General features: G+C 60.0%; 16 protein-coding genes. 5 read left to right on the top strand and 11 right to left on the bottom strand.

The features are described from left to right. Positions 1-274: 274 nt before the first annotated feature. From NKH70_RS05260 to NKH70_RS05240, 5 genes are all read right to left on the bottom strand, one after another. Complete coding sequence (locus NKH70_RS05260; RefSeq protein WP_352912893.1) at positions 275-2,566, bottom strand: mechanosensitive ion channel family protein; 2,292 nt, start codon at positions 2,564-2,566, stop codon at positions 275-277. 320 nt (positions 2,567-2,886) lie between these two features. Further along, positions 2,887-3,957, bottom strand: a complete 1,071-nt coding sequence (locus NKH70_RS05255) for an adenylate/guanylate cyclase domain-containing protein (RefSeq protein WP_352715374.1) — start codon at positions 3,955-3,957, stop codon at positions 2,887-2,889. 3 nt (positions 3,958-3,960) lie between these two features. Further along, positions 3,961-4,452: a Rab family GTPase gene (locus NKH70_RS05250; protein ID WP_023716509.1), complete on the bottom strand. Its 492-nt coding sequence runs from the start codon at positions 4,450-4,452 to the stop codon at positions 3,961-3,963. A gap of 16 nt (positions 4,453-4,468) precedes the next feature. After that, positions 4,469-7,447 (bottom strand): OmpA family protein, encoded by a 2,979-nt coding sequence (locus tag NKH70_RS05245; protein ID WP_352715372.1) that lies wholly within the window; start codon positions 7,445-7,447, stop codon positions 4,469-4,471. 94 nt (positions 7,448-7,541) lie between these two features. Next, positions 7,542-8,207: a DUF3450 domain-containing protein gene (locus NKH70_RS05240; RefSeq protein WP_352715370.1), complete on the bottom strand. Its 666-nt coding sequence runs from the start codon at positions 8,205-8,207 to the stop codon at positions 7,542-7,544. A gap of 409 nt (positions 8,208-8,616) precedes the next feature. Between NKH70_RS05240 and NKH70_RS05235 the strand changes: the two genes are divergently transcribed. Then, a complete protein-coding gene (locus NKH70_RS05235; RefSeq protein ID WP_353024891.1) occupies positions 8,617-8,748 on the top strand; it encodes a glycosyltransferase family A protein in 132 nt (43 codons plus the stop codon). An 81-nt stretch (positions 8,749-8,829) separates the two neighbouring features. After that, complete coding sequence (locus NKH70_RS05230; RefSeq protein WP_352715366.1) at positions 8,830-11,802, top strand: trifunctional glycosyltransferase/class I SAM-dependent methyltransferase/polysaccharide deacetylase; 2,973 nt, start codon at positions 8,830-8,832, stop codon at positions 11,800-11,802. Positions 11,803-11,888: 86 nt separating this feature from the next. Here NKH70_RS05230 and NKH70_RS05225 read toward each other — a convergent pair whose 3' ends face one another. Both NKH70_RS05225 and NKH70_RS05220 read right to left on the bottom strand, forming a co-directional pair. After that, entirely contained in the window at positions 11,889-12,569 is a 681-nt protein-coding gene (locus tag NKH70_RS05225; protein WP_352715363.1) for a redoxin domain-containing protein, read from the bottom strand. 19 nt (positions 12,570-12,588) lie between these two features. Continuing rightward, a complete protein-coding gene (locus tag NKH70_RS05220; RefSeq protein WP_352715360.1) occupies positions 12,589-15,888 on the bottom strand; it encodes an ATP-binding protein in 3,300 nt (1,099 codons plus the stop codon). Between the two features lie 278 nt (positions 15,889-16,166). On the opposite strand from NKH70_RS05220, the gene NKH70_RS05215 reads away from it, so the two are divergent. Both NKH70_RS05215 and NKH70_RS05210 read left to right on the top strand, forming a co-directional pair. Beyond that, a complete protein-coding gene (locus tag NKH70_RS05215; RefSeq protein WP_352482327.1) occupies positions 16,167-17,261 on the top strand; it encodes a branched-chain amino acid ABC transporter substrate-binding protein in 1,095 nt (364 codons plus the stop codon). Positions 17,262-17,341: 80 nt separating this feature from the next. Next, the gene (locus NKH70_RS05210; RefSeq protein WP_352715357.1) at positions 17,342-19,810 is read left to right on the top strand and encodes an adenylate/guanylate cyclase domain-containing protein; all 2,469 of its coding nucleotides are present in this window, start codon (positions 17,342-17,344) and stop codon (positions 19,808-19,810) included. A 496-nt stretch (positions 19,811-20,306) separates the two neighbouring features. On the opposite strand, the gene NKH70_RS05205 is transcribed toward NKH70_RS05210, so the two are convergent. From NKH70_RS05205 to NKH70_RS05195, 3 genes are all read right to left on the bottom strand, one after another. Then, on the bottom strand, positions 20,307-21,692 hold the full coding sequence (locus NKH70_RS05205) for a hypothetical protein (RefSeq protein ID WP_353024888.1): 1,386 nt from the start codon (positions 21,690-21,692) through the stop codon (positions 20,307-20,309). A 206-nt stretch (positions 21,693-21,898) separates the two neighbouring features. Then, positions 21,899-22,423, bottom strand: coding sequence for a GNAT family N-acetyltransferase (locus tag NKH70_RS05200; RefSeq protein WP_352715353.1), 525 nt, complete (start codon positions 22,421-22,423; stop codon positions 21,899-21,901). A 74-nt stretch (positions 22,424-22,497) separates the two neighbouring features. After that, positions 22,498-23,322: a hypothetical protein gene (locus tag NKH70_RS05195; RefSeq protein ID WP_352715350.1), complete on the bottom strand. Its 825-nt coding sequence runs from the start codon at positions 23,320-23,322 to the stop codon at positions 22,498-22,500. 203 nt (positions 23,323-23,525) lie between these two features. Between NKH70_RS05195 and NKH70_RS05190 the strand changes: the two genes are divergently transcribed. Beyond that, a complete protein-coding gene (locus tag NKH70_RS05190) occupies positions 23,526-24,941 on the top strand; it encodes an adenylate/guanylate cyclase domain-containing protein (RefSeq protein ID WP_352715349.1) in 1,416 nt (471 codons plus the stop codon). 37 nt (positions 24,942-24,978) lie between these two features. On the opposite strand, the gene NKH70_RS05185 is transcribed toward NKH70_RS05190, so the two are convergent. Then, positions 24,979-25,458 (bottom strand): class I SAM-dependent methyltransferase, encoded by a 480-nt coding sequence (locus tag NKH70_RS05185; RefSeq protein WP_352715347.1) that lies wholly within the window; start codon positions 25,456-25,458, stop codon positions 24,979-24,981. Positions 25,459-25,591: the final 133 nt, after the last annotated feature.

The following is a 25,591-nucleotide window of genomic DNA, read 5'->3' as shown; positions in this document are numbered from 1 at the left end:
GCGGATCGCCGAAATTCTCCTTTGAATTCAAGAGCGAGAATTTCTGACGGATCCGGGATACGGTTCTTCGTCATCAGCGGAAAGATTTTTGTCGATGGATCAATGTGTTATGATGCTTCAGAACAATCGAGTGGGAATGATTCAGGCCCGTCTGAACGTATCCGAAAATGCGTTATGGTACGCCACAATATTTTTTTCGTCTTAACGGTCGAAGATAGAAGAGTATCCCTGCCACGGGCGATGCGCGGAAAGCCGAGTTGGTGTCGCAGCTTTCCTACTCCGGTGTGCTAGCTTTTTTTCTGCGCCGAATAGTGTGCGACTGCGCGACGGCCATTTTCAACTCGGGTGTGATCTCCAACGGCGCATTCTCTGCCCCATGTGGGTTCTGTAGCCCCTGGACCTGGACCGTTGGAAATGGAAGTTCGATGCCCTGCTCCTTGAAGACTTGGCGGAGGCGTACATAGAATTTGCGTTTCATACCGAAGGCGCCTCCCGGTCTGGTTGTGGCCTTGACCCTCAATACGATGCCGTACTCGCCGAACTCCTGTACGCCCTGCATCTTGATCGGGTCGAGCACCCAGTGTTTGAACTCGGGATCTTCCGCCAGTTCTAGCCCGATCCGCTTGATCAGCTTGCGAGCGAAGTCGATATCGGTGTCATAGCCAACGGTGATGTTGAATTTGTCGATAACCCAGTCACGGCTCTGGTTCTGGACTGCCCCGAGTTCACCGAAAGGTACCGTGAACAGCGGACCACGATGGTGGCGCAGCTTCACCGAGCGCAGCGAAAAGCTTTCCACAGTACCCTTGTAATTGCCCGATGAAATGTATTCGCCAACACGAAACGCATCATCGAGCAGAAAAAACACGCCTGAAATGACGTCCTTGACGATGGTTTGTGCCCCAAAGCCCACGGCGACGCCGACGACGCCGGCGCCGGCGATCAATGGGCCGATCTGGATACCCAGCGAGGCGAGCATCATAAGCACCGCCATCACGATGATCGATGCGAGCAGAATATTCTGGAGGATCGGCAAGAGCGTGTGCAGCCGCGCCTGCTGCGGATCGAGGATCGGGACGTCCTCGTCGCTGATCACAGGGTGCGGTGTTTCGATGCCCAGCTTTCGTTCGATCAAAGCTTTGATGATCGACCAGCCGAAATCGGCTGCGAGGGCAATGACCACGACATTGATCAAGCCGCGCAATATGAACGTCGTCGTCGTATCGCTGTCCCGCATGGATTGCATGTCCAGACCCCAGACACGTGCGAGAAAGTAAGCCGCCACCAGGATGTAAATCATTCGGATTCCGCGATCGATGACAGCGATCGTCACCGCCGGGATCGTAGGCCGGCCCACATCTTCCGAACCTGGCCGCAGAACGAAATTAACCCCGCGCTGCGTCATCACGATCGCCAAAGGCAGGAAGAATGCGGCGAAGGTAAACCAGAAGTATGTATAAAGGCCGGCGATGCGCTGCAGGAACAGGACGACGAAATAAGCAGTCAATAGCCATGTCGCTTCCGTGTGACCGATGTGGCGTGCACCGTCTCGCTGCGTTCTTGGCCGAAGCCAAATGGCGAGCAGCAGGAGCAACAGCAGCACGAAATCGGCGCCCAGTGACAGGACCATCATTCCGTCCTGATCGATGCCGAGACCTGGCAAGAGGATAAACGCGGCGCCGAAGAAGGCGAAGACGCCGACGATCCGAGGTAGCCAATAGGACCAATGGTCAGCCGCTTCGTTGGTGATCGGCAAAGCACGAACCTCGACGGCGTTCTCGACGTTCATGAAGGAAGGGACGAGCATGGCCATGACGTACATGCGCACACCCCATGTAACGACCGCCGCCATCAGAAATGTCAGTACAATCTCGCGGATAAGCATTGGCCAATCGAACAACATGAACGCGCCGGCGCTGCCCAGTGCGAAAGAGACGATCAGCATGCTGGAATAAAGCGCGCGCCCCCCAATCTTCTTGGCTCGCCCAACGGGCGTATCCTTCGGTTGCGCGATAATCCAAAGACGAAATGGACGGGTGAACTTGTACGTTGCCCAAGTGAGTGCCAGGCCGGCAGCGATGAACATCGCAATCAGCACAAATACGCCGGCAGACCCCTTGCTGGACATATCCTCCATCGTCTCTGCCCGAACGCGCGCGAACTGGCTTGGCAGCAAGGGCAAAGTTCGCACGATTCTTTCGATATGATGCCTGATCCGATCGAGCGTCGAGGATGCCATCGTATTCATCTGGCCGGGTGCGGCGACGGCGTCGGACGATGCGTCGGCCGGCGAAGCTCCTGCCTCGGCAGGCGCTCCCGTTGACCCGGCGTCCTGATTTCGCTGTTCGGCCACCCAGGCCTTCACTGACGGATCGTCGAGAAGCTCGAATAGCTGTTTGACCCTTTCAGGCGGGACCGTCGCCGGCGCCTGCGCCTGTGCCGGACCGGCCAACAAGAGGGCGATACCAAAGACGAGCGGCCTGGCAATCAGGACAAACATCGCAATCAGATGTCGGAGACGTCGTGCCGGGCGCGCCAGATTCCTGGCTTCCAATCGTCGAATCATAAGTGGCATCGTGCTGTAACCTTCAGGTCAAATCGGCAAGCAACGACATCTATGTCCGCCGTTGCTCCTACCTTGGAGAAACCGATGTGGTGGTGCAAGACGTCATCGTTCCGAGCTAGACCTTGCGCCGGGTACTTGGCGGTGTTTATTCAGCCGCCGGGGGCAGGGCATTCCGACCTCGGCCCAGGCCTCCGGCCGTTCTATGAACTGGGCATCGGTCGCTCGGTGGTCGATTGCTTCGCGCACCGCTGCGGACATTCGAAACCATGATGTTGCTTGAGATGCAACGCGCTCCAGGGTCGGCACTGCCATGCGGCAAATCAGGCCGGGAGCCGCCACATTCGCACACGACCTGTACCACGCAATTCCGTTTCCGCGAGTGGATCGCAAGCAAAATTTGGTCCAAGCAGTTGATGAGTTGCATCCGAAATACGGATTTCATCGGGCTCCGCGGACGTTTGGATACGTGCGGCGAGATTAACGGTGTCACCCCATAGGTCATAGGCAAACCGCCTTTTGCCTATAACGCCCGCCACAATTGGTCCTGAGTGAATTCCAATTCTGAGTCTTATCGGTTCTCCTGCGAAGCGTTCGAGCTTAACCGCCTTCCGCAGTTCAAGTGCATAGTGCGCAAGGGCTTCCGCATGATCGGATCGCGCGGCGGGCAGGCCAGCGACCACCATCACACAATCGCCGATTGTCTTGATCTTTTCGCAGCCGTATCGCTCCGAGAGCAGATCCGCCGCCTTGAAGAAGTAATTTAAAATAGCGAGCGTCGTCACGGCTCCGACGCTCCGCGCTCTTTCCGTAAAACCGACGATGTCGGCAAAAAGCACACTCACCTCTGCGTAGTTGTCTGCAATTTCTTCGTGCGCTTTTAGCCGCTCCGCGATAGACGCCGGAAGAATGTTGAGGAGCAGGGCTTCGGCGCGCTGGTATTCACGCGACAATCCCTCTTGGCTCGCCCTCAACGCCTCGTTCATCGATTGTAATTTCTCGTTGAGTTGACGCTCCCTCTCTTGCAGGAGCGTCATTTCATAAGCCTTCTGTTGAAGTCGCTGCCTATTGTCGCGTTCGGCAGTGGCGTCAAGAAAGAGCAGCCACACGCAGGCATTGTCAGCAAAAAGATGGAGGTCCGCGACACGCCCGCTGGGCAGTTCGACCATGGCCATATGATATGGAAGCTCCGGGCAGGGCAGCAAACCTTCCATGAATTCAAGCTGCTCGGCAACAGGCTTACCAATGCGAACTGATGAGAGTCCGTAATGTTTGACGCTGCCGCCCTTCGCAGCTATGCGAAGCTGGGCGTCGATTTTCAGATATGCGACGGAGCGCTCGTTGTAGAAGAAATCGTAAATCCAGCTTCTGACTTCTCTTGGCAATTCATGCATGGTCTATTTTGCGACCATCGAAGCAAGCTGACGAAACGCATCATCAACATGTTCACCCGAAAGCGCACTCGTTAGATAGATTTGCCATCCAAGTTGCCTCAGTTCGTTAATTTCACTATCCGATATTGCCCACCGATCGGCCAGATCGGATTTATTGAGCAGCAATACAAACGGCATAGCGCCGAATTCAGCCTCGGCCCGCTCGCGCAACGTGAGCGCCACGGCAAGAGTGGCGGCGCGCGTTCCATCGACGACAAGCACGAGCCCGCTGGCACCTCGCACATAGCTGACGCGGAATGAGCCGATATCGTCTTCGCCGGCCAAATCCCACAAAATCAGATCCACGGTCTTGTCCGGGAATGCGACACTCTTCTTGTCGATTTTCACTCCCACCGTGGTCAAGTAGGTTTCTGAAAAGATGCTTTGCACAAACCTGCGAACCAGACTCGTCTTTCCGACAGCGAACCCGCCCAACATGCAGATCTTCTTTTGCAATATCCTGGGCTCCGCCCTAGTGGAAGTTTACCGTAACCGAAACTCTGCGATTGGCCGAGCTCCCGGTTCGGCTATTTTCAGTCTCCGCTGGCTCAAAGGTGCCGGCGCCGCGAACCAAGAGCAATTCCGGATCGACGCCGCGCTTCTTGAGAAGCGCACGAACTGTTTCCGCGCGCGCGGCGCTGATCGACAATTTGGCCGTTTCACGGCCCGTCTCGTCCGAATGGCCGGTCAACATGAACTGTGCTGTTACGCCTGCCTTGCGGGCGTCCTTGGCCAATTGCTTCAACTGATTCGCCAATTTGTCGAGAACCGGCAGTTGCTCTGGTCCCGGTACAGCCTTGCCAGAATCGAAGAAAATGTCGACCGCTTGAATAGCCTCCCTCAAATGAGTGAGTTCCGGAGGGGTCAACTCACGCAGCTCGGAGATTTCTAGAGAGAGTCCGTCCGCGGACAGCTGTTGGGCGGCGAGCCGCGCCCGATCTATCCAGGCGGCAGGAGCCTCACCCTGGGCAACGATGCGATCCTTGATGATCATAAGCCGAACCGATTTCGGCGGAGCCAGCGACGCCACCAGCCGCTTCAGCACGAACTTCGGATCAAGGCTCTGATAGAATTGCCACTGCGAGTGAACGCGAGCAGGATCGACCCCTGTTCCGGACAGCAGAGCCTGCGGGTCGGCGGCCTGCGGGTCTCTCAGGCCGGAAATATAGAAATGTCCGCCCCTCGCCGTTTGTTGGGCGACGATGATTCCCGCTTGGGCCTCCAGTCGCGACACATAAGTCTGCCAGTGCTCCGCCGCGCGTGCTTCGGGGCTCACATCACGAACTCTGGAGATGTCGAATTCCGGTCCGCCTGCCGAAAGCTGTCGGGCCGCTGCGCGTGCGCGATCTATCCAGGTGTCGGGAGCCTCACCCTCGGCAACGATGCGATCCTCGACGATCGAAAGTCGTACTGAATCCGGGGGAACCAGCGACACCATCAGCCGCTTCAACACGAACTTCGGATCAAGGCTCTGATAGAATTGCCACTGCGAATGAACGCGGGCGGGATCGACCTGCGTTCCGGCCAACAGCGACTGCGGGTCGGCGGCAAGCGGGTCTCTCAGGCCGGAAATATAGAAATGTCCGCTCCTCGCCGTTTGTTGGGCGACGATGATTCCCGGTTGGGCCTCCAGTCGCGACACATAAGCCTGCCAGTGCTCCGCCGCGCGTGCTTCGGGGCTCACATCACGAACCCTGGAGATATCGAATTCCGGTCCGCCTGCCGAAAGCTGTCGGGCCGCTGCGCGTGCGCGATCTATCCAGGTGTCGGGAGCCTCACCCTCGGCAACGATGCGATGATTGACGATCGAAAGTCGTACTGAATCCGGCGGAACCAGCGACGCCGTTAGCCGTTTCAACACGAACTCCGGATCAAGACTCTGATAGAATTGCCACTGCGAATGAACGCGGGCGGGATCGACCTGCATTCCGGCCAACAGCGACTGCGGGTCGGCGGCAAGCGGGTCTCTCAGGCCGGCAATATAGAATTGGCCATCGCGCACGTTTTGTTCGGCAACGATGATGCCCTGCTGGCTCCCCAGTCGCGACACATAGGCCTGCCAGCGCTCCGCCGCGCGTGCTTCGGGACTCACATCACGAACCCTGGAGATATCGAATTCCGGTCCGCCTGCCGAAAGTTGTTGGGCCGCTGCGCGCGCCCGATCTATCCAGGTGTCGGGAGCCTCCCCCTCGGCAACGATGCGATCATCGACGATCGAAAGTCGTACTGAATCCGGCGGAGCCAGCGACGCCGTTAGCCGCTTCAACACGAACTCCGGCTCAAGACTCTGATAGAATTGCCAGCGTGAATGAACGCGGGCGGGATCGACCTGCGTTCCGGCCAACAGCGACTGCGGGTCGGCGGCAAGCGGGTCTCTCAGGCCGGCAATATAGAATTGGCCATCACGCAACTTTTGTTCGGCAACGATGATGCCCGGCTGGGTCCCCAGTCGCGACACATACGCCTGCCAGCGCTGCCCGGATTGCCAGGAAAGAAAGAACCAACCGCCTGCGGGAATCAAAACCAGCAGGACTGCAGCCAAGACCAGCCAGGGAAATCCTTGGTTTGATTCCTCCTGCTTCAGTTCAACGCAGGTCTGCAACTGCGACTCTACGCCGGCCAACTGCGAACTGTCGCCGTCAAACTGCTCTAGAGCCTGTGAGTATTCATCATGGATGCGAAGCAATACATCGCGAATTATTTCATGTAATTCCTCGGGCGGATTTCCCCGGATCACCGCAACCAAGGTCGCAAACGGTCCAACTTCCGACCAGAGACGAAGCTCCCCGAAACGGATCGTGTCCAGGCCGCTCTGTTCTTTCTCGTTAAATGAGTCTTTTACAAAATCTTGAATTGCACTAAGCATAGAAGAAATGAGTTGAGGATCTTCGCTAGTTGCATTATCAGCGGTTACATGCGCTATCAAAAGCCCGGAATTGCGATTGATGAGAAAAACATGTTCTACACGATAGACAAGAGAATGCTTAAGAACAACTTCTGAGAAGCTTGCACCAGTTCTCCAAGCTTCAAGCCTCCACTTGAGCCCATGCCAGGTAAATATATGTCTTAAAGTTTCATTCAGCGATTGAAAGGTTTGGTCGATCTTTTCGCCGATCGACTTGCGAATAGCCGGCAGAAACACCGGGTACAATATATCCGTAAGCGTACGCGGGCTCTTCTGGATGGACCGTTGCACGGCCCTCTCGACAGCTGGCGCAAGGGCCTCTCCGAGTTGCGCATGAGGCGCACGTGCGGCTGCACTGGGGAGAACACCCCCAACTGCAGCCGCAAGCTGCTCGGGTTCGTCGAGCAGATGCGTAACTCGTGAAAGCTCCGAAATTTCGCGGCCGACCAGCAACTGGCGAAGCTTTTCCATGCGAGGATCGGCGGTTGGGATTCCGTCGAGACGCGCACGATAGTCCGGATCAACGTTCCGGGCAATTTCGATCAAAAGGCGAGCCAGAGCCTCGCGATCAATCTCTGTATCGTTCGAAGCTGCTCGTTGAGGAAGGCTGATTGGGTCGACAGTCGACGTCAAGTTCCGATCAACTCACTTTCCACGTACGCTCCGAGTTGTTCTTGCTGCCTGCGGGATCCTGATTTAGACATTTTGCAACCTCGACAAACAGGCCAGCCAAAAGATTTCGGTCGGTCTTGACATTGCCAAGATCGGAAAACATTTTCTCCATCAGCATCTGAATGCTTTCATTCTTTTGCTTGATTTCCTCACGCAGCAAATGATCGTTTCGATTTATCCGGTCCGCAACTTCCCGCTCAAGCTCGCTCAACTGATCCGACAACGCGCGCACCTGCTTTTCGAGCGCCTGATTTTGCTCCCGAAGATTCCGATCAATCTCCTTGTCGGCGTCGGCTCGCGCGTCTTTTTCGTTCCGCAATTGCGCCGCAAGCGAGTCGACCTGCTTCTTTGCATTTGACTCGTACATTTCAAGATTGCGCTTGGCCTCGGATTCGACATCCTTGAAGCGCTGCAAGACCCGTTCTTCAAGCTTGGAAAAGCGGCGGTCATAGTCCTGCATCTGGTTGCCGAACAGCAGATCACGTATCTTGTCGACACCTACAGCGTCGCCGGAGGCCCCGCTCTCGCGAGCCTGGCCCGCCATGAAGGTCAGCCCGCTTCCGTCTGCATTACTTATCAGATTTGCGTCCGCTTTATTTGCCGAAGAAGCGGTACTCGAAGATTCCTTGGCCATCCCATGCCCCTTCTTTTGAACATTGTCACAGCGCTAATTTAGCAACTGATAAACATGTCAGCAAAATAGCCGACCCGCAAGCCGGAATCTTCTCGGCTTAAGTCGGTTCGTGCGTCCCCATTCGGGTAGATTTCGACATGCGGCTCGATCCTGATCAGCTTGCGCTCCCGTCTTCGCCCGCGATCATCTTTTTGCAGATGAAATGCGCGAAAGGAAATGTCCCGGCGTATCGACCTCAGCTCTAAGCTGTCGGGCATGCGCGCTTGCCATTCGGCCTGTCTTCAAGTCTTTTTTGCCTGCCTCTAATTCGCCCCGATCTTGACAGGGCAGTGCTGCCAGCCGATGCCGTCATCCGGTTTTGACATTTCGCCGACTCTTGCCGAAGAAAACGAAAGCTCGATGATCCAGGATGCTACCGCAAGGCGGTGTGGTACCGATGTTCAATGCCGAGCAAACCGTCGGCGCAACGCTTGCCGGCATCCACCGGCAGACCTACCAGATACTAGATATAGTCTTGATGGACGATGGGTCGACGGGCTGATCGGCGTCGATTGTGACGGCCTATGCCGAGAAAGATCAACGCATCTTGTTCTACCTTCGAACCGGGCGCGGGTGAGACGGCGTGGCGCATGATCCCTTGGTTTCAATCGTGGTTCCTGCGCACAACGCGGAGGTAACGCTGGCGCGCGCACTTGATTGCCTTCTCGATCAGGAAATAGTGGATTGGGAGGCGATCATCGTCGACGACGCCTCCACGGACCGCACCCCCGCGATCATCGCCGGTTATGTAGAGCACGATGCCCGATTTCGGACGTTGGGGTCTTGCGCGCATAGCCCCGCCGGCGCGCGCAATCGCGGGATTTCGACAGCGCGCGGCCGCTGGCTAATGTTTCTGGATGCGGACGATTGGGTGGACGCCAGCTTTCTTGCGAAAATGCTGGCCGCATTGAAAACCGCTCCCGATGCAGTGGCCGCCTATTGCGGTTCCCGGCGCGTGATGCCCGATGGCGAACTCACCCCGTCGAGCATCGCAACGGAGGTCGCGATCCAGCCCTTCGAAACATTCGCCCGCCGGTGTGCCATTCGCACTCACGCGATGCTGGTCGACCGGGAGACAATTGTCGAGTTGGGCGGTTTCGATGTGTCGCTGCGCACCTGCGAGGACTGGGATCTGTGGCAGCGCCTCGCACGTCTGGGCAAAAATTGGGTGATGGTCGACGAGCCGCTCGCCTTCTATCGGACCAGCCCCAACGCGCTCTCCCGCAATTCGATGCAGATGCTGGTAGATGCGGAAATCGTGATCGCCCGCGGCTTTTCTCCTGATCCCAGGGTCAAACACCCGGCATCGGCTCACGCCAATGGAGCGATCGAGGCGAACGGCGGCACCGCTTCCGAAGCACTCGCGTGGTTCGCGTTGTGGAACGCCGCATCGGATTGCGGCTGCGGCTCGCGCTCGATCAACCCGCAGTCCCTGCGCGCGCTCCCGCCAGGACGGAAGTGGGCGCGTGAGATCGCCAAGGTGGCCATCGATGGCCTTATGGCAGGAAGCCTGTCGGTGCCAGCGCAATTGGCTGCCAGGTGGGACAGGTTCGGCGGCTCCCTCACCGAGTTGATCATCGAACTCGGCAAGGTCTGGGACAATCCCGTCGCGGCTCGCCGCGTCCAGTATCACCTTGAGCAAATGCTTCTCGACGTCGACGATCTTGCCGCGCCGCGCAGGCTCGCGCGGACACTTGGAATTCGTGTCGACGCGCGAAATCCGACCTCGATCGAAGTGCCGGAAGGAATCGATCAAATCTATGCCTATCTGATGATGGATGGCCAGATCGAGGCTCTCGTGCAGTTCGGCGTACTCGGGAAAGTGACAAGGCGTCATTGGATTGAATTGATCCTGAATTTCGTGCCCCCTGAGCGGCTTATGCACAGTGCCGCGCGGCTTGCGAGGCGATCGCCTGTACATGCACCGCAAAAGGGCGCCGGTGCCGACAAGTCAAACATGTTTGCAGCCGAGGCATTGTTGTCCATAGCGGGACGCCGGTCCGATCGGGACAGCCACTTCGGCAAACTCGCGGGATTGGCCGCGGAAGCGGAGGCGCTGGTTCGGTCGAGCGCCGAAACTAAAGAGCCTTTTGCAGCGCCGCGCCGTGCACGGGCCGCGGATGGGCACGACAATGATCGCACGTCTTTCTGGAATCGCCATTTCGCGACCGAGGATCCCTGGAACTACGGTTCGCCCTATGAGCAGGAAAAATATGAGCGGCAGCTCGAAATTCTGCCTGCCGGTCCCATCGGACGGGCGCTTGAGCTGGCCTGCGCGGAGGGCCACTTCACGCGGCAGCTGGCGCCGCGCGTGGGCCATTTGACCGCAACTGACATCTCCGCCGTAGCCGTCGGGCGGGCGCGCGCGCGATGCAGCGATCAGCCGAATGTTGAGTTCGGCGTACTGGATTTTTCTGCGGACACTCTGCCGGGCGAGATGGATCTGATCGTCTGTTCGGAAGTGCTCTACTACCTGGATGATCTCGCCGAGTTGCGGCGCATCGCCAAAAAACTCGTTGAGGCGTTGGCGCCTGGCGGCAGTTTCATCAGCGCACACGCATTCGTGCTACGTGACAATGTTGAAAGGACGGGCTTCGACTGGAACACATTCGGTGCACGAGCGATCTCAGAGACGCTGGCAGCGACCGACGGCCTCGTCCTCGAGCAATCGATCCAGACCGAGCTCTACCGCATTGACCGCTTCCGCCGCCTGTCACCAGGCGACGTGGCGACGGAACCGATGATAGATCATGTGCCAATCCGCGCACCCGTCGAAATCGGGGTCGCGCGAAATATCGTCTGGGGCGGGGCGCGGGCCTTGCGCCGCGACGTCGCACGTAGCGAGCGGCGACAGCGTATCCCTGTCCTCATGTATCACAGCGTCTCCGATGAAGGTCCGGCCGCGCTCGCCCGTTTTCGGCTCACGCCCGCCGCATTCGCCAGCCAAATGGCATGGCTGCGCGCCAATGGCTTTCACGCGATTAGGTCTGAGCAGCTGGAATGGTTCATCGCCAACCGTCAGCCTTTCGTTGGCCGCCCAGTGCTCATCACGTTCGATGACGGCTTCCAGAACTTTGCCGACCATGCCTGGCCGACCTTGCGCGCGAACGACCTGACCGCGGAAGTGTTCCTGGTGACGGACTTGGTGGGTGAAAGTGCACAGTGGGACGCCTACAGCGGCCCGCCGACGCAGCTTATGGACGCCGGGACGGTGCGACGCCTCGCGGGCGAAGGTGCGTTCTTCGGAAGCCATCTGGCGACGCATCGCGCGATCGATGGTCTGTCGAGCTCTGACTTGGCCGCCGAGCTCCTGCGCTCTCGTATGTTCATCGAACGGTGGACCGGTCGGCCAACCACGGCGTTCGCGGCACCCTTCTCTGTCACCGACCGACGGCTTGGCAGGCTGGCCAAGGAGTGCGGCTATCGAATCGGCTTCGGCGGCAGACACGGGCCGGCGGACCTCGATTGCGATCCCATCGACCTTCCGCGCATCGAGATTCGCGGAGATCGCTCGCTCGATGACTTTGTTGCCATTGTCGAGGCAGTGCTCGCATGAACGGTGAACTTGTCAGTGTCTAGATTTGTAACAAATTGGTTCCGCTTTTTATTCGGTGTCCCGCCCGTTTATCTCGTTTCGCAAGTCTATTGGGCGACTTGAGATATGGCTGACATCAGCTCCTGTGGGCTTGGCGCCCCAAACATGTATCGCCCGCCCTCTGGAACCTCCGTGAAGCTCCAGCGGACGATCCCCTGCCGGTCCAGTAGGAACTGACCGACCAGTTGTCCGTGTCCCGTTGCCATCATCTGCTCGTCGGCTTCGGTCAGTTCGTAATGGTCCCTCTTGTTGAGGATTTCGCTGGCCGCAATAGGATCCATAGGACCGGGCAACTCGCCTGGTATGTCGACCCGCATATCCATTGCCGCTGCCATCGAGACCTTGTACGGCCAATTCGTCTCGTTTTGGGTGAATTCGAGATTGGGCAGTCCAAAAGCACGATGTGAAGCGCGTTCAGGGTCGGAGGCCGCAAGCAGATTCGGCATCGGATGGTAGCGGAAATAGAGACGCGCCCGCTCGATCGGCGTGTTGACCACCGTCAGGCTCCCCACGCCCTTTTCGCGCAGCTCCGGATCAAGCCGCGCCTGGGCGGCGATATGGCGCCGGCAAAACGCACAATGCAGACCTCGAAACAGGCCGACCAGCACCGGTTTTTGGCCGCGAAAGTCGTCAAGCGCGATCTTGCCTTCCTGGGTAATGGCGTCGAGTACGATGTTTGGCGCACGGTCGCCCGGTTGAAGCGGCACCAAGTCACTACGCGCGGACATTTCCAACCTCCAACCCCGGCTAGTCGAGAAAAGGCAGCACCACAAGCGCTTCCGGGTCGAGCCCGTGCTGGGCGCATATACCCTGCGCCAGGGAAAAGTAGCGTTCGGCTTCGGCCAGATTGTCGAGGTCGAGATTAAGCGTTGCAAGACCATCATAGCACGGAAACAGCAGTTGGGGTTCGCCCGTTTCGCGGGCTACGTCCAGTGCTTCGTGGAACAACCCAACCGCCAGGTCCGGACGGCCGTTGCACTGGTGGATCTGCCCAAGCACGATCAACGGCACCGGCAGGTGCTCGCGCTGGTCGAGCGCCCGGTCGATCTCGATGGCCTTCTCGGCAGCAGGCACGCCCTCCGTTGGACAGCGATCCGTGAAAGTACAACAAGCGACCGCCAGATTGGCGAGGAGGCGCGCCTGGAAACCCAAATCACCAATACGGCGCGCCACTTCAAGACCGCGCCGACAGACCTCCATCGCCTGTGCCGGATCGATGGTCGTGTAAAGCACGCCGAGATTGGTGTAGCCGCGGCAGGCCGCGCCCAGTAGACCAGCGGCTTCGGCCAATTCAATGCTACGCTCAACCTGACGCACGGCCTCACGGTTTCGCCCAAGGCGAGCCAGCGCGACAGCCTTGGTATTGAGTGCCTCGGCGGTCACAAGAGTGGCATCACGCCCTACCTCGGAGACATGCTCCGTTGTCAGAGTGCGTACGCAATCCAGCGCCGCGTCTGCCCATTTTGCCGCGAGAGCGTGATCTCCGCTACGGAACGCCTGTCGGCCACGCTCTTGCCACAGATGCGCCTGCTCGATCGGGGCATCCGCTCCATCGAGGAGCGCTGCCGCCTCAGCATAGCGGGGTTCTGCCTTGTCCCGCTTGCCGACGTCCCAGAGCAGCCGACCGATCTTACGCAAAACTCGCGCCGACGCGACGCGATTGGCTGACTCGCGGTATGCCTGCAACACCGTCTCGTAGTGGTGGTGCGCGATCTCGCGGCGGCCCGCCGGGCCGCTCAAATCGGCAATGCGCTCTGCAATTGCCAGTTTGAGCGGTGTTTGCCCGATCGCGTCCAATGCAGTCAGTGCTCGCTCGTAGAAACGAAGGGCGTCGTCGTTGGCGTATATCATGCGAGCGCGATCGCCTGCCGCCTGCAGGTAGTGCGCGCCCTTCTCCCGCTCGGCGCTCAGTGCGAAATGATGACCGAGTACGGTCAAATCCTCGAGCCGTTCCGGCTTGTCGCCGTACAGTTGCTCCAAGGCAGCACCGACCCGCCCGTGGATGTCGGTCCGGCGTTGCAGGAGCAGATTCTGGTAGATCACGTCCTGCAGCAATGTTTGCGTAAAGCGGTAGCTTTGCGACGAGACCGAGCCTGATCCGGCAACTTCCTCGATGATTTCCGCATCGCAAAGCAGTTCGCAGCCGGCTTCAAGCCGGGCGGGGTCGGCTGTCACGGTTTTCAGAAATGTGGCGTCGAAGCGCGGGCCGATTACCGCAGCTTCCTGTGCCAACCGGCGCACCTCTTGGGGCAGCCGGTCGACGCGAGCAAGCAACATTGCCTGGATAGTGGCGGGAATGCCGGTTGCGACTTCGCCTGCCACAGTCCGCCATCGCTGGCCCTCTCGCATCAATACACCGCGATCGATAAGGCCGCGAACGATCTCCTCTACAAAAAGGGGGTTGCCGCCCGCGCGCTCGAGGATCTGGTCGAGAAGCCCTCCTGCGGAGTTTACCCAGCTCTCGCCGAAAAGCGCCGCCAGCAGGCTGCGTCCGTCATCACTGTTGAGCGGCGGAAGCCTGAGCGCTGTGTGACTGACCCGACTTGAGTCGAGCTGGTCGTTGGCCGGCGCCGGACGATGCGTGACCAGCAACATCAACCGCGTGCGTTCCAACCGGTCCATCACGAAACGTAGTGCCTCAAGCGAGACGGCGTCGGCCCAGTGCAGGTCTTCGACGACAATCAACAGCGGCGACAACGCAAGCCGTCGTTCGATGATTGTGCGGACTGCGTAGAGAATTTGCCGCCGCAGCTGCTCGGGTTCGACATGCTGCAAGGTGGCATCGGGGTCGCCAAGGCCAAGCACATGGTAGAGCAAAGGCATCAGCCGCTTCGCCTCCTCGCCCTGCAGGCCGAGATCGGTAAGCAAGCCTGCGAGCTTCCCCCGCATTTCGTCCCCATTGTCGTTTTGCATCATCCCGGCAGCGCTGCGCACCACTGCGCCCAAGGCGCCAAAAGATTGTTCGCCCAGCGGTGAGCACGTGGCCTGCCGCACGGCGACGTTGCGAAAACGATCCTCGTCGCCGACGCGGGCGACGAACTCCTTCACCAGCCGCGATTTCCCGATGCCGGCTTCTCCGACGAGGCGGACAAGTTGGGCCGAGCCGCCGCACGCCTGGTCAAGGCTCGCCAGCATTCTATTGAGCTCCGCACCACGACCTATTAGCGGCGCACTGAGGCCGAGCGCCTCGAGCCCACGCGCTGCACGCGGCACCGCTAGCGGTGCGTCCAGTCGATGGACGAGCACACTGCCAGCCTTGCCGCGAAGCACGACATCACCCATCGACTCGTAAGAGAAGGCATGCCGGGTCAGCCTGTGAGTGAGCTCGCCTACCAGCACCTCACCCGGTGCGGCCAGCGATTGCAGGCGTTGCGCCGTATTCACTGTGTCGCCGGTCACCGAATAGGATTTGGCGGTGCCGATGCCCAATCCGCCAGTAACGACCGGACCAGTGTTTATGCCGATGTGGAGTAACAGAGGCGAGCCGGAGTGGGAGGTGCTTTCGCCGAGCCGCGCCGTCCGGGCGATCATGTCGAGAGCGGCGTGAAGCGCACGTTCCGGATCGTCCTCATGCGCGACCGGCGCACCGAACAAAGCCAGCAGCGCATCGCCGATGAATTTGTCGACGAAACCACCAAAGTTTCGCACGGCCGACGTCAATTCCTTGAACAGTTTGTTCTGCAGCGCTTGCATGACCTCGGGGTCGAGCTGCTCGCTGAGTGTCGTGAAGCCGCAAAGGTCGGCGAACAGCACCGTTACCGTCCGGCGATCGGCGTCAGAGACGGGATGCAGCCCTTCTTCGCTTTCGATGTTCGGAAGCAGCGACGGAGTTCGAGAAGGCGGCACAATGGTCCGGCTTGGTGTCGGAGCAGGCCGTTCGACGGCTTTTGCGGACGCACCGACGCTTGCCCCACATTTCGGACAGAACTCGAAATCAGGTGCGCAGGGATAGCCGCAACTGGCGCATGGCACGGGCTGGCGCCTGCCACACCTCGGACAGAAGGCGTAACCACCCTCAATCTCGAAACCGCAGCCCGAGCAGTCCATCGAACAAGACCTCACTAGTGGCCGTGACGGCGTGATCTCGCCCGCACTTCACGGCCAGGCTATTCACAAGGATGCACCGATAGCCGTCGACGGGCAAGCGGCAGCGCAAACGGGCATCGAGCGATTCGTGCGGGTCCTGCGGCAGAGCGCTGCGGGCAGGCATTGTTGAAGGCGCAATAGTTGTCGGATCCGCGAACGCCGCCGAGACAGCCGCGCTTGCCGATGGGGCTGTCGGCTCTGACGGGATTGGCGTAAGCTACAGTTAAGGGGGTGCACACATGCACCGCATCATTGCCATGGCGATCTTAGTTCTCGCGGCCGCGTTCAGCTCCGCGCGGGCGGAGGTGCTGATTGGGGTTTCATCTGCGATGACGGGACGGCTCGCCTGGTTCGGCGAGCAGGCGCAGCGTGGCGCCGAGATGGCCGTGGCCGACATCAATGCGACGGGTGGCGTACTCGGCCAGCAGATGAGGCTCATCACGGCCGACGACTTCTGTGATCCCGAGCAAGCGGTCGCCGCAGCCCAGAAACTGGTGGGTGATGGTGTGGTGCTCGTCGTCGGGCACTACTGCTCTGGAGCCTCGATCCCAGCATCGAAGGTGTACGAGGCGGCGGGCGTTTTGCAGATTTCACCAGGATCAACCAATCCGCTGTTGACTGAACAAGGCCGCGCCAACGTTTTTCGAGTCATTGGTCGCGACGACACGCAGGGGATCGTGGCCGGCAACTACCTGGCCGAGCATTGGAGCAACAGCAAGATTGCGATCCTTCATGACGGCACCACTTATGGAAAGGGTCTTGCTGACGAGACTCGAAAACAGCTGAACAAGCGCGGCGTAGTCGAAGCGATCTACGAGGAATACACACCCGCGAAGAACGACTATTCGGCCGAGATCGCTGCGCTAGAGGCTGCGAACATCGCCGTGGCATATGTCGGCGGATATCATGCCGAGGTCGCACTCATGGTTCGCGCTGCGCGCGACCGCGGCTACACGGTTCAGCTAGTCTCAGGCGATGGCATGGCGACCGAGGAATTTGCTTTGATCGCCGGCCCCGCGGCTGAGGGTACCCTCTTCACGTTCCCCGCGGACGCTCGCCGGAATCCCGAAGCCGCCTCGGTCGTCGAGCGGTTCCGGGCTGAAAACTTCGAGCCCGCAGGCTACACGCTGCTCAGTTACGCCGCCGTCCAGGCCTGGTCGCAGGCAGTGGACAAGGCCGGCTCACTAGAGCTCCAAGCCGTGATAGCGGCGCTGCGCGGCAATCAATTTGATACTGTGTTGGGCCGTATCGACTTTGACAACAAGGGCGATCTCACGAGCCAAAACTGGGTATGGTACGTCTGGCGAGGTGGAGAGTACGTGCCGGTCGAATAAGGACCGCCGATGCCGTCGCCGCTTGAGACAGCTGATGGAGATCGAGTTAGCTGGACCGTTCAGAGCTATGTGTCGCCGTTATGCTTGAACGCTTCGGCATACGTGGCCGTCTGTTGCTCGCTTTTTTCGGCATCAGCACCTTCGCCGTACTCGCGACAGCGGCCGCTCTCTATGCCTTCCTCCAGGTAGGAGAGGTCGTCGACCGCATCACCAAGGATCGGGTACCGTTGGCGCTCGCGTCCCTCCAGCTGTCGCGCCAGGCAGAGCGGGTAGCCGCCTCTGCGCCCGCCGTACTTACTTCGACCAGCAAAGCTCAGCACGGCGAGGTTTCCGCTGCGGTCGGGGTCGAGATGACGCGCCTCGAGGAACTGCTTGCCGCACTCAAAGGTGCCACGCTTAGCACGGCGGTGGTGGCTGAGATCGAGGCTGCAGTTCTTGGTCTGCGGCGCAACCTCAACGCCCTCGACGACCTTGTTGTCGCCCGCCTCACAGTGGTGGCGCGCAAAGAAGAACTGTTACGCCGCTTGTCGGCTACGACAAATGCAAGCCAGCGTCTTGTGGCGCCCGGTATCCTCGTGATGAATTCCAAGCTCCAGCAATGGCAGGCGGTTACAGCCGACACGTCGCTCGCGCCGGATCGCGGTGCGGCGGCGGCGGCCGACCTGGTCCAGGCAATTGCGGCCTACATTCCGCAGCAGAAAGCGCAGCAGGAGATATCGGCGGTCAATGACGTGCTGGTCAAGACGACGGACGCGCCAACGCCAGACGATCTGACGTTGATCCTGTTTCCGCTGCGCCGGTCGCTCGCCGTTCTCGACACGGTTTCCACCGAGATCGACGAGAGGCTGCGAACCCGTTTCCAACAGCGGGTCGGCGAGTTCAAGGCATTGATCGACGGCGGGAACAGCATCCCGAAGGCGCGCAAGGACGAGCTAGCAGTGCTCGCAGAGGGCGAAAAGCTTCTGGCCGAAAACAATCGGCTGTCGCGCAGTCTCACCGCTGCCGTCGATCGCCTGGTCGCCGCGGCAGACCGCGAGATCACCGCGTCCGGTCTCGAAGCCGCGACGGTCCAGCGCTACGGTACCGGAGTTGTCCTTGGCTCCGCCTTTCTCACCCTCTTGAGTTCCGTTCTGGTTGTCTGGCTCTATGTCGACCGTAGCCTTCTCGCCCGTCTGGGAGAGGTGAGCCAAAGCATGTTCGCAATCGCCGGCGGCGATCTTCGTGCGCCGCTGCCTGCCGCGGGCCGCGACGAGATCGGCCGGATGGCCGAAGCGCTTAGGCTCTTCCGGGACACCGCAGTCGAGGTCGAGGAAAAGAACCTGCGCGATGTCGCTGAGGCGCGCCAACGGCTCATCGATGCGATCGAGAGTATCTCCGAGGGATTCGCGCTGTACGACGGGGAGGACCGGCTTGTCCTCAGCAATAGCCGCTACCGCGAACTGCTCTACAGCGACCTTGCGATCGAACTGATGCCCGGCACGACATTCGAGCACATTATTCGCCGATCCGCTGAGCGCGGCTACATCAAGGATGCCGAGGGGCGGCTCGAGGAATGGGTCGCCGAGCGGCTCTCCCGGCACCGCAACCCAGGCGAACCGTGGGTGCAGCGGCGAGGCGACGGGCGATGGATCATGATAAGCGAGCGGCGGATCACCGCCGGCGGCACGGTCGCGGTCTATTCGGACATCACTGAGCTGAAGCAACGAGAGGAGAACCTCGCAGAGAAATCCACGGCTCTCGAGGCGCTTTCCAACAAGCTGGCCAAATACCTGGCGCCGCAAGTGTACAGCTCGATATTCGCCGGCCGCCAAGACGTTAGAATCGCCAGCCAGCGGAAGAAACTGACAATATGCTTCTCCGATATCGCCGGCTTTACCGAGACCACTGACAAAATGGAATCCGAGGATCTCACCCAGCTCCTCAATCACTATCTGACGGAAATGTCGAAAATTGCTTCGGATCACGGCGCGACGATCGACAAATATGTCGGCGACGCGATCCTGATGTTTTTCGGCGACCCTGAGACGCGCGGCGTCAAGGAGGACGCGCTGGCGTGTGTGCAGATGGCTCTCACCATGCAAAAGCGGATGAGCGAACTTGCCGAAATCTGGCGTGACATTGGAATTGAGACACCGCTGCGCTGCCGCATCGGCATCCATACCGACTACTGCACTGTCGGTAACTTCGGCAGCGAGGACCGGATGGATTACACGATAATCGGCGGCGCCGTGAATCTCGCCTCGCGCCTGGAACAGGAGGCGCCACCGGGGACCGTCCTCATTTCCTACGAGACGTTTGCGCAAGTGAAGAACACGATCGACTGTGAGGAGATGGGGCATGTCCAGGTCAAGGGGATCGCCTATCCCGTCGCCACCTACCGCGTCATCGATCTGAAGGCCAATCTAGCCGGCGCTTGTCGCGCCGTTCGAACCGAGCTGCCGCACTTCAGGCTGGAACTTGAACCGGAGCTGATGTCCCCTGACGAGCGTGGCGATGCCGCCACTGCACTTCGAGACGCGCTGGATCGGCTTTGTCACAAGCCCGGGTAGTAGGGCTTGGTCCACAATGACCCTCCCAATGGACGCAAGAAGTGGGATGTGGGACGCCGCTCATTGGCGCTATCGATGCGAAGGCCGCAGAACGGTCGCGGTCAGTCTTCGAACTCAGGCGGAACGTCCGCATCGGAGCCGAGACTTAACATTCACGGCATCACTGGCAAGGTCCGGATATGGCGCAAGTTGCCCGTTCTGGGGCGCCGCCTTAAACGGCAAAGTTTGACCCAGAGCGGCCGCTCGGCGCGACAGTGTCGTACGTCCGAAAGCGTGATAGAGCTGTCGTTGCCGATTTCGAACTCGTGGTGGACGGGTTCCGCAAGGCCGGTGTCGTGCAATGACAGGTGAGGCTATGTCAGGTCAGGCCTTGAACTGCAGACAGCTCGCAGGCAGGCATCAGCGTCAAGGAAGCGGCCGGATCAGACGCCAGAGGCTCACCGATAAATCGCCGTCGCTTGCGGTTGCGCACCAGAAAATCAACCTGAAGTAAGGCTCAGGTCGCCTTGATCTCTGCCCGGCCGATCTTGCGCCATCGGGCGTTTTCGCAAAGCAGTTTCAGGTCGTCGGTCGTCTCGGCAAATGTCCGCAAACGGTATTGTCGGAGCAGGTCCGGGAAGAGCGCCCCTTCCGGCAGGCTGGCAAGCTGCTCGCGGACCGAGATCTTTTCATCGATGACCCGCATGCCCCAGGCATTTTCCCGAACCTGCAGCTCCGCGGCCAGATCGCGCTCTTCCGGCGCGTTTTCGTCTAGCACAGCCAGAAGGATCGAGTGGAAAAGTGCTACATAGCCAATCTGTCTCAGGCCGCCCACAACCCGCACGCGCGGCAATATGGCAAGGACGAGGAATGTCAGGAACAAGTTCGGCAGCAGCACGCCGTCCAGCAGCGCCTGCTTGAGATGCGGCCGCTCGAACGGGATGGAAAGACCTTGCGGCCTGTCGGGCTCGATCAGGTGCCCGTTCTCGAGAACGAGCTTGCGCACGCGCTCCTCGCGGATGCCCCAGAAATAGTCCGTAGCATTGGGCAGGAATCTGCCAAATGGGCTCGATGCGGCCTCTTGCAGGGCATGTTCGAGACGCTGGCGTCTTGCGGGTTCAAGGAGCAGCCTGGAAAGAAGGCCGCCGTCATATTCTAGATGCCGCGCCATGGCAGCCGCGGCGGCCCGATCATCGATGAAAACCGGCAGGGCCATGCCGGCACGATCCCAATTGGCGACCAGATCCTCGTTGAGGGCTGTCAGCGCATCGGCGGCGGTTTCAAACACCTTGTCCTGGCTGGCAAGCAGTGTGCCCAGCCAGCGGCTGGCATCCGTTTCATCGCCCACCGCTTCGAGCGCGCGCTTGTTGAGGGAGACGGGACCGGCCACGCAGGCGCTTTTACGGCACAGTTTGTGGCGCCCCATGCCAAACAGGTTGACCTTGTCGTCGCCGACATCGAGCCATCCCGGCCCCTCCCGGCCAACTGTCTCCATGGTCATCGTCGTTCCCATGAAGCCGACGAAGGCCGACAGCCCGTTTTCGACCGCGCCGAGCCAGGCAAGCAGGAGGGCATCGAAGGTGATCCGGTCCATCAGAAGCAGGCAGTGCAGGCCGGACTGAATCACCGGTCTGTGCTCGAACTCGTCGAGGGCTTTGCCGATCTCCTCAGGCTGCATGATCCTACCGAGGCGCTGATGCAGGACTTCGCGCAGGATCGAGCGGGCAGCGATCGCCGGGCCGGATGCAGGCCTTGCCACCGGCCGCCACAGATGGCGGGCGTAGTCGGAAATCGGTGCATTCCAGTTCTGCTCGATGTCGCGCACGACCTCCGGGCAGAGCAGCGACAGCACAGCCAGAATTTCCGCCGGAGGCGTAGGGCTTGGGTCAAAGACGGCGGTCATTGGTCCCGTCTAGCCGCTTGCGGTGCAAACGCCAAGCGAGACCAGACTTGCCCGATGCGGCCGGCCCACACATAGATCGTCAACTCGATTAAGATGGTGTGAGACGAAATGGCCGTATCCTACGCAGTTCTCCATGAGCAATCACCTGTTCGCTGACCAGGCACGAATTGTCAGATTGGCTAAACAGCTAAGGCAAACAGCTGATCTTAGAACCGCAGCCGGGCCATGCTCAGGAGGTCGTGGTACTGCCCGTCGGTAAAGCCGGCCTTCACATGCCGGCCTTCGATCTCAAAGCCGTGGCTTTTGTAGAGACGGAGGGCCGGTTCGTTGTCGGCATAGACGGTCAATTCGACCCGCTTCAGGGCGCGCCAGTTGTCGGCTACGTCAAGCAGCGCGCTAAGTATGGCAGACCCGATACCTTTGCCGACAAAGGCATCGTCAAGGCCGATATTGATCTCGCCGATGTGCGAACGGCGCGGCGAACCCTGCACGACCAGGCTGCCATGGCCGACGACCTTGCCGTCCAGCTCGGCAACGATCCAGGTGGTTTCCTGGCCGGACTTGGCGATGCGCCGCGCCACCTGCTCCACCATCTCGAAAGGCATCCTGAGAGTGCCCCAGCGGAAGCCCGGCATGTTGAAGATAGCGCAAAGCGCCTCCGCATCGCTTGGCCGGACGGACCGGAGCAGCGGCTGGATTTTCTCGGAGGGTGGCGAGGTCGTGCTGGTCATGGCGTTCCCGGCGAAGGCAATCGGCCCGGTACGATGCACCGGACGTCACCTGAAAATCCAGCCGTCTCTGCAACCTATGATGCCGATTGCGAGCTAAAATACCGGGAGGCGGTGTAGAGTTTGAAGACGCCGCTGATGCCGATCCAGCCGAAAAGGGCGAGCCAGCACAATGTCCCGGTCGCCGTCCAGTCGATGCGGTGCACCGCAGCGTCGGTGATGACCACGCCGAGGATGGCAAGCAGGCCAACCAGAAACTGCGCCAACCCGAGCACCAGCAGTTCCTCGCGCGGGGCGCTTCTCCAGACGAGATATGTACCGCCCGCACCGGTGAGGAAGATGGCGCTGTAGACCTGAGCGTGGAAGGCATCGATCGGCCATGGCCAGATGCCACTGAATGTCAGGGGAAACAGCAACAGGCCGACGCCATACAGCCCAAGGATCGCGGATTCCGCCGGCATGTAGCCGCGCCATGCGGGATTCAAGGTCACGCCTTTTGCAGAAGGACGGGCCCTGGCCCGCCACAGGAACAGCCCGGATACCGCGACGGAAGCAAGATAGACCAAAAACCACAGCCAGGGCGCTTTGCGTTCGAAGTTGAAATAGCCGAGATTGATGAACGAAGCCACCGACACGATGACGGTGAAGATGAAGGCCATGACGAGCACGAGCCTGCCGGGCGACCAGCGATTCCAGACCAGCAGTGCCGCCATCACGACCATTTCGGCGGTGTAGAAGCCGCCGAGGAAGCGCGCATTGAACGGCGTGACGGCCCAAGGCCAGCCCGGTTTGACCAGAACAGGCACGAAAAACAGGCCGGCGCCTACGATCAGGACGATGATGACCACCACAGAGAAAAGGCGCAGGGCCGCGGGAAATGGCGGGTTGTCGGATGTCGGCATGGGAGAAAATCCCAAAGATGAATGCTCCATGGAGCATCATAGTGCTGCTTGCGGCCGGTTAAAATCCGCCGAATGGAATTGAACGGTCACCAGGCTTAGCCATTCGAATGGCCGTACGGTCCGTTTCGAAGTAAGATGGAGCAGTCGGACCAAAGACCGGTCGGGTCAAAACGCCTCGGGGCGCATTTTCCGGAGCCTGCACGATGAACGAAGCTCAGGATCTGTTCTCGCTTCTGCGACAATCGGCCGATGTCGATCCACAGGCGATCGACGCGATCAAGCGAACCATCGCGGAGGGCGAGGACCGCGAACTTTGCCGCATCAATGCGCCAGCCTTCGCCAGCAAGCATGGCCTCGACGAGGAACGCGCCATAAGCGCCTTTCTCCATGCGGCACGGGTGGGCATCTTCGACATTTCCTGGAATGTTCTGTGCCCCGGCTGTGGCGGCGTGCTCGACACCAACGCCACGCTGAAAACCCTGCAGAAGGACGAATACACCTGCGCGCTGTGCTCCGAGGGCTATTCGCCGACCCTCGACGAGATGGTCGAGGTGACATTCACCGTCAGTCCCCGCGTGCGCAGGATTGCCGCCCACAATCCACACGAACTGCCGTTGGTGGAATATTTCCGCCAGATCTACTGGGCGTCCGGCGTCGATCTGCCGGAAGAGGATTTCGCGAAAAAGATAGAAGCGTTCTCGCTGGAGGATATCGAGCTTGCCCCCGGTGAAAAGGCGGTTCTGCCCATACAGCTTCCGTCTGAATTCATCATCGTCTTCGAGCCGGTCACCCATTCAGCGCAGTTCATCGACGGGAAGGGCGAACCAACAAAGGAGCGCCGGAGCCTCTCTTTGGTCTTCGATCGCGACCATGTCCAGAACCAGACGCTGGAGATGCAACCCGGCCCGTTGCGCATTTCGCTGGAGAACAGGACCGACACCCGCGTGCTGCCGACGGTCTTCATCGCCGGCCAGGTATTGCATGATTTCCTGGGTAAACGCCGGCCCTTCCTGACCGCCAAGCGCCTGCTCACCAACCAGACGTTCCGCGATCTCTATCGCACGGATACGCTCGACATCAATCAGCGCCTGAAAATCACCAGCCTGACCTTCCTGTTCACCGATCTGCGCGGATCGACCGAGCTTTACGAGCGGGTGGGCGACCTTTCAGCCTTCGATCTCGTGCGCGAGCATTTCCAGGTTCTGCACGAGATCGTCGCGGCGGAGGCAGGCGCCGTGGTGAAGACGATCGGTGATGCGGTGATGGCGACCTTCGCGACGCCTGATCGTGCGATTGCTGCGGCCCTCAGGATGCGCGATGCCATGCGTACGCTCAACGACAAGAGCGGGCGCGAGGATCTGCTGCTCAAGATCGGAGTCCATGCCGGCCCCTGCATCGCCGTATCTATGAACGAGCGACAGGACTATTTCGGCCAGACGGTCAACATTGCTTCGCGGGTCCAGAACCTTGCCAACGCACAGGCGATCTTCGCCACTCGGGCGGTGGTCGACGACAATCTCACCGCCGATCTGTTGCGCAGGAACGCGCTGACGCCCGTGCCCCACGATGTCTCGCTGCGCGGCATTGAGCGGGAGATAGCAGTCTATACGATCCCCTGAAGACTTGGCCCCTGAAGATTTGGGTCGTCTCGGCCCCTCACACGCGCCTACAGATAAAATAACGATCGGCGGGCACCGAAGGGGGCAGCGGGAGGCGTTGCAACTGCGGGTGATCGAGCGGCATGCCGCTGACCGCGATGCCGCCGACGCGAAGCAGGCGCGCGGTCAGATCGGGAAGCCAGGTAAGGGTCACTGCATCGCGATCTTCATAGCCAGTGCCGATGTCGGCATGAACAAGAGCGGCGTCGATGCCAATGAACCTGCTCGCGGTCTCGCGTATTTCGCCGAGCACGAGGTTTTCAGCTTCAGGAATTGAGCTGGCGTGTGCGGCAAGTGCGCGGTCGAACGCTACGATCCGGCGCCCGGGCAGGCGCTCCCGCAGATGGTGGAACGTCCGGCCATTGCCGAGGCCGAGCTCGAGCACGGGTCCCTCCATCTTCGCCACCTCGGCGCAGACATGATCGAGTATGTCGCGCTGTGCGGTCATCCTCCGGATGAAACTGTCGAGGCGACTCATGTGCGATTGTATGTCCTGAACCAGTCCACGAAATCAAATGCCCCCGACCAGAGCGTTTCGCGGCTGAAACCGGAGGCCGACGTGTTAAACCCCGATCGAGTCTTGCCGCGTGTAGAGGCGAACGATGAACACT

Source organism: Mesorhizobium sp. M0991 (assembly GCF_040318915.1).
Taxonomy (GTDB): Bacteria; Pseudomonadota; Alphaproteobacteria; order Rhizobiales; family Rhizobiaceae; genus Mesorhizobium.
This window is presented reverse-complemented; position numbering and strand designations above follow the sequence as displayed.

Coding starts and splice junctions, on each gene's coding strand:
- NKH70_RS05260 (WP_352912893.1), bottom strand. CDS start 2,566: ATGATTCGACGATTGGAAGCCAGGAATCTGGCGCGCCCGGCACGACGT.
- NKH70_RS05255 (WP_352715374.1), bottom strand. CDS start 3,957: ATGCATGAATTGCCAAGAGAAGTCAGAAGCTGGATTTACGATTTCTTC.
- NKH70_RS05240 (WP_352715370.1), bottom strand. CDS start 8,207: ATGGCCAAGGAATCTTCGAGTACCGCTTCTTCGGCAAATAAAGCGGAC.
- NKH70_RS05235 (WP_353024891.1), top strand. CDS start 8,617: ATGCTACCGCAAGGCGGTGTGGTACCGATGTTCAATGCCGAGCAAACC.
- NKH70_RS05225 (WP_352715363.1), bottom strand. CDS start 12,569: ATGTCCGCGCGTAGTGACTTGGTGCCGCTTCAACCGGGCGACCGTGCG.
- NKH70_RS05220 (WP_352715360.1), bottom strand. CDS start 15,888: ATGGACTGCTCGGGCTGCGGTTTCGAGATTGAGGGTGGTTACGCCTTC.
- NKH70_RS05215 (WP_352482327.1), top strand. CDS start 16,167: ATGCACCGCATCATTGCCATGGCGATCTTAGTTCTCGCGGCCGCGTTC.
- NKH70_RS05210 (WP_352715357.1), top strand. CDS start 17,342: ATGCTTGAACGCTTCGGCATACGTGGCCGTCTGTTGCTCGCTTTTTTC.
- NKH70_RS05205 (WP_353024888.1), bottom strand. CDS start 21,692: ATGACCGCCGTCTTTGACCCAAGCCCTACGCCTCCGGCGGAAATTCTG.
- NKH70_RS05200 (WP_352715353.1), bottom strand. CDS start 22,423: ATGACCAGCACGACCTCGCCACCCTCCGAGAAAATCCAGCCGCTGCTC.
- NKH70_RS05195 (WP_352715350.1), bottom strand. CDS start 23,322: ATGCCGACATCCGACAACCCGCCATTTCCCGCGGCCCTGCGCCTTTTC.
- NKH70_RS05190 (WP_352715349.1), top strand. CDS start 23,526: ATGAACGAAGCTCAGGATCTGTTCTCGCTTCTGCGACAATCGGCCGAT.
- NKH70_RS05185 (WP_352715347.1), bottom strand. CDS start 25,458: ATGAGTCGCCTCGACAGTTTCATCCGGAGGATGACCGCACAGCGCGAC.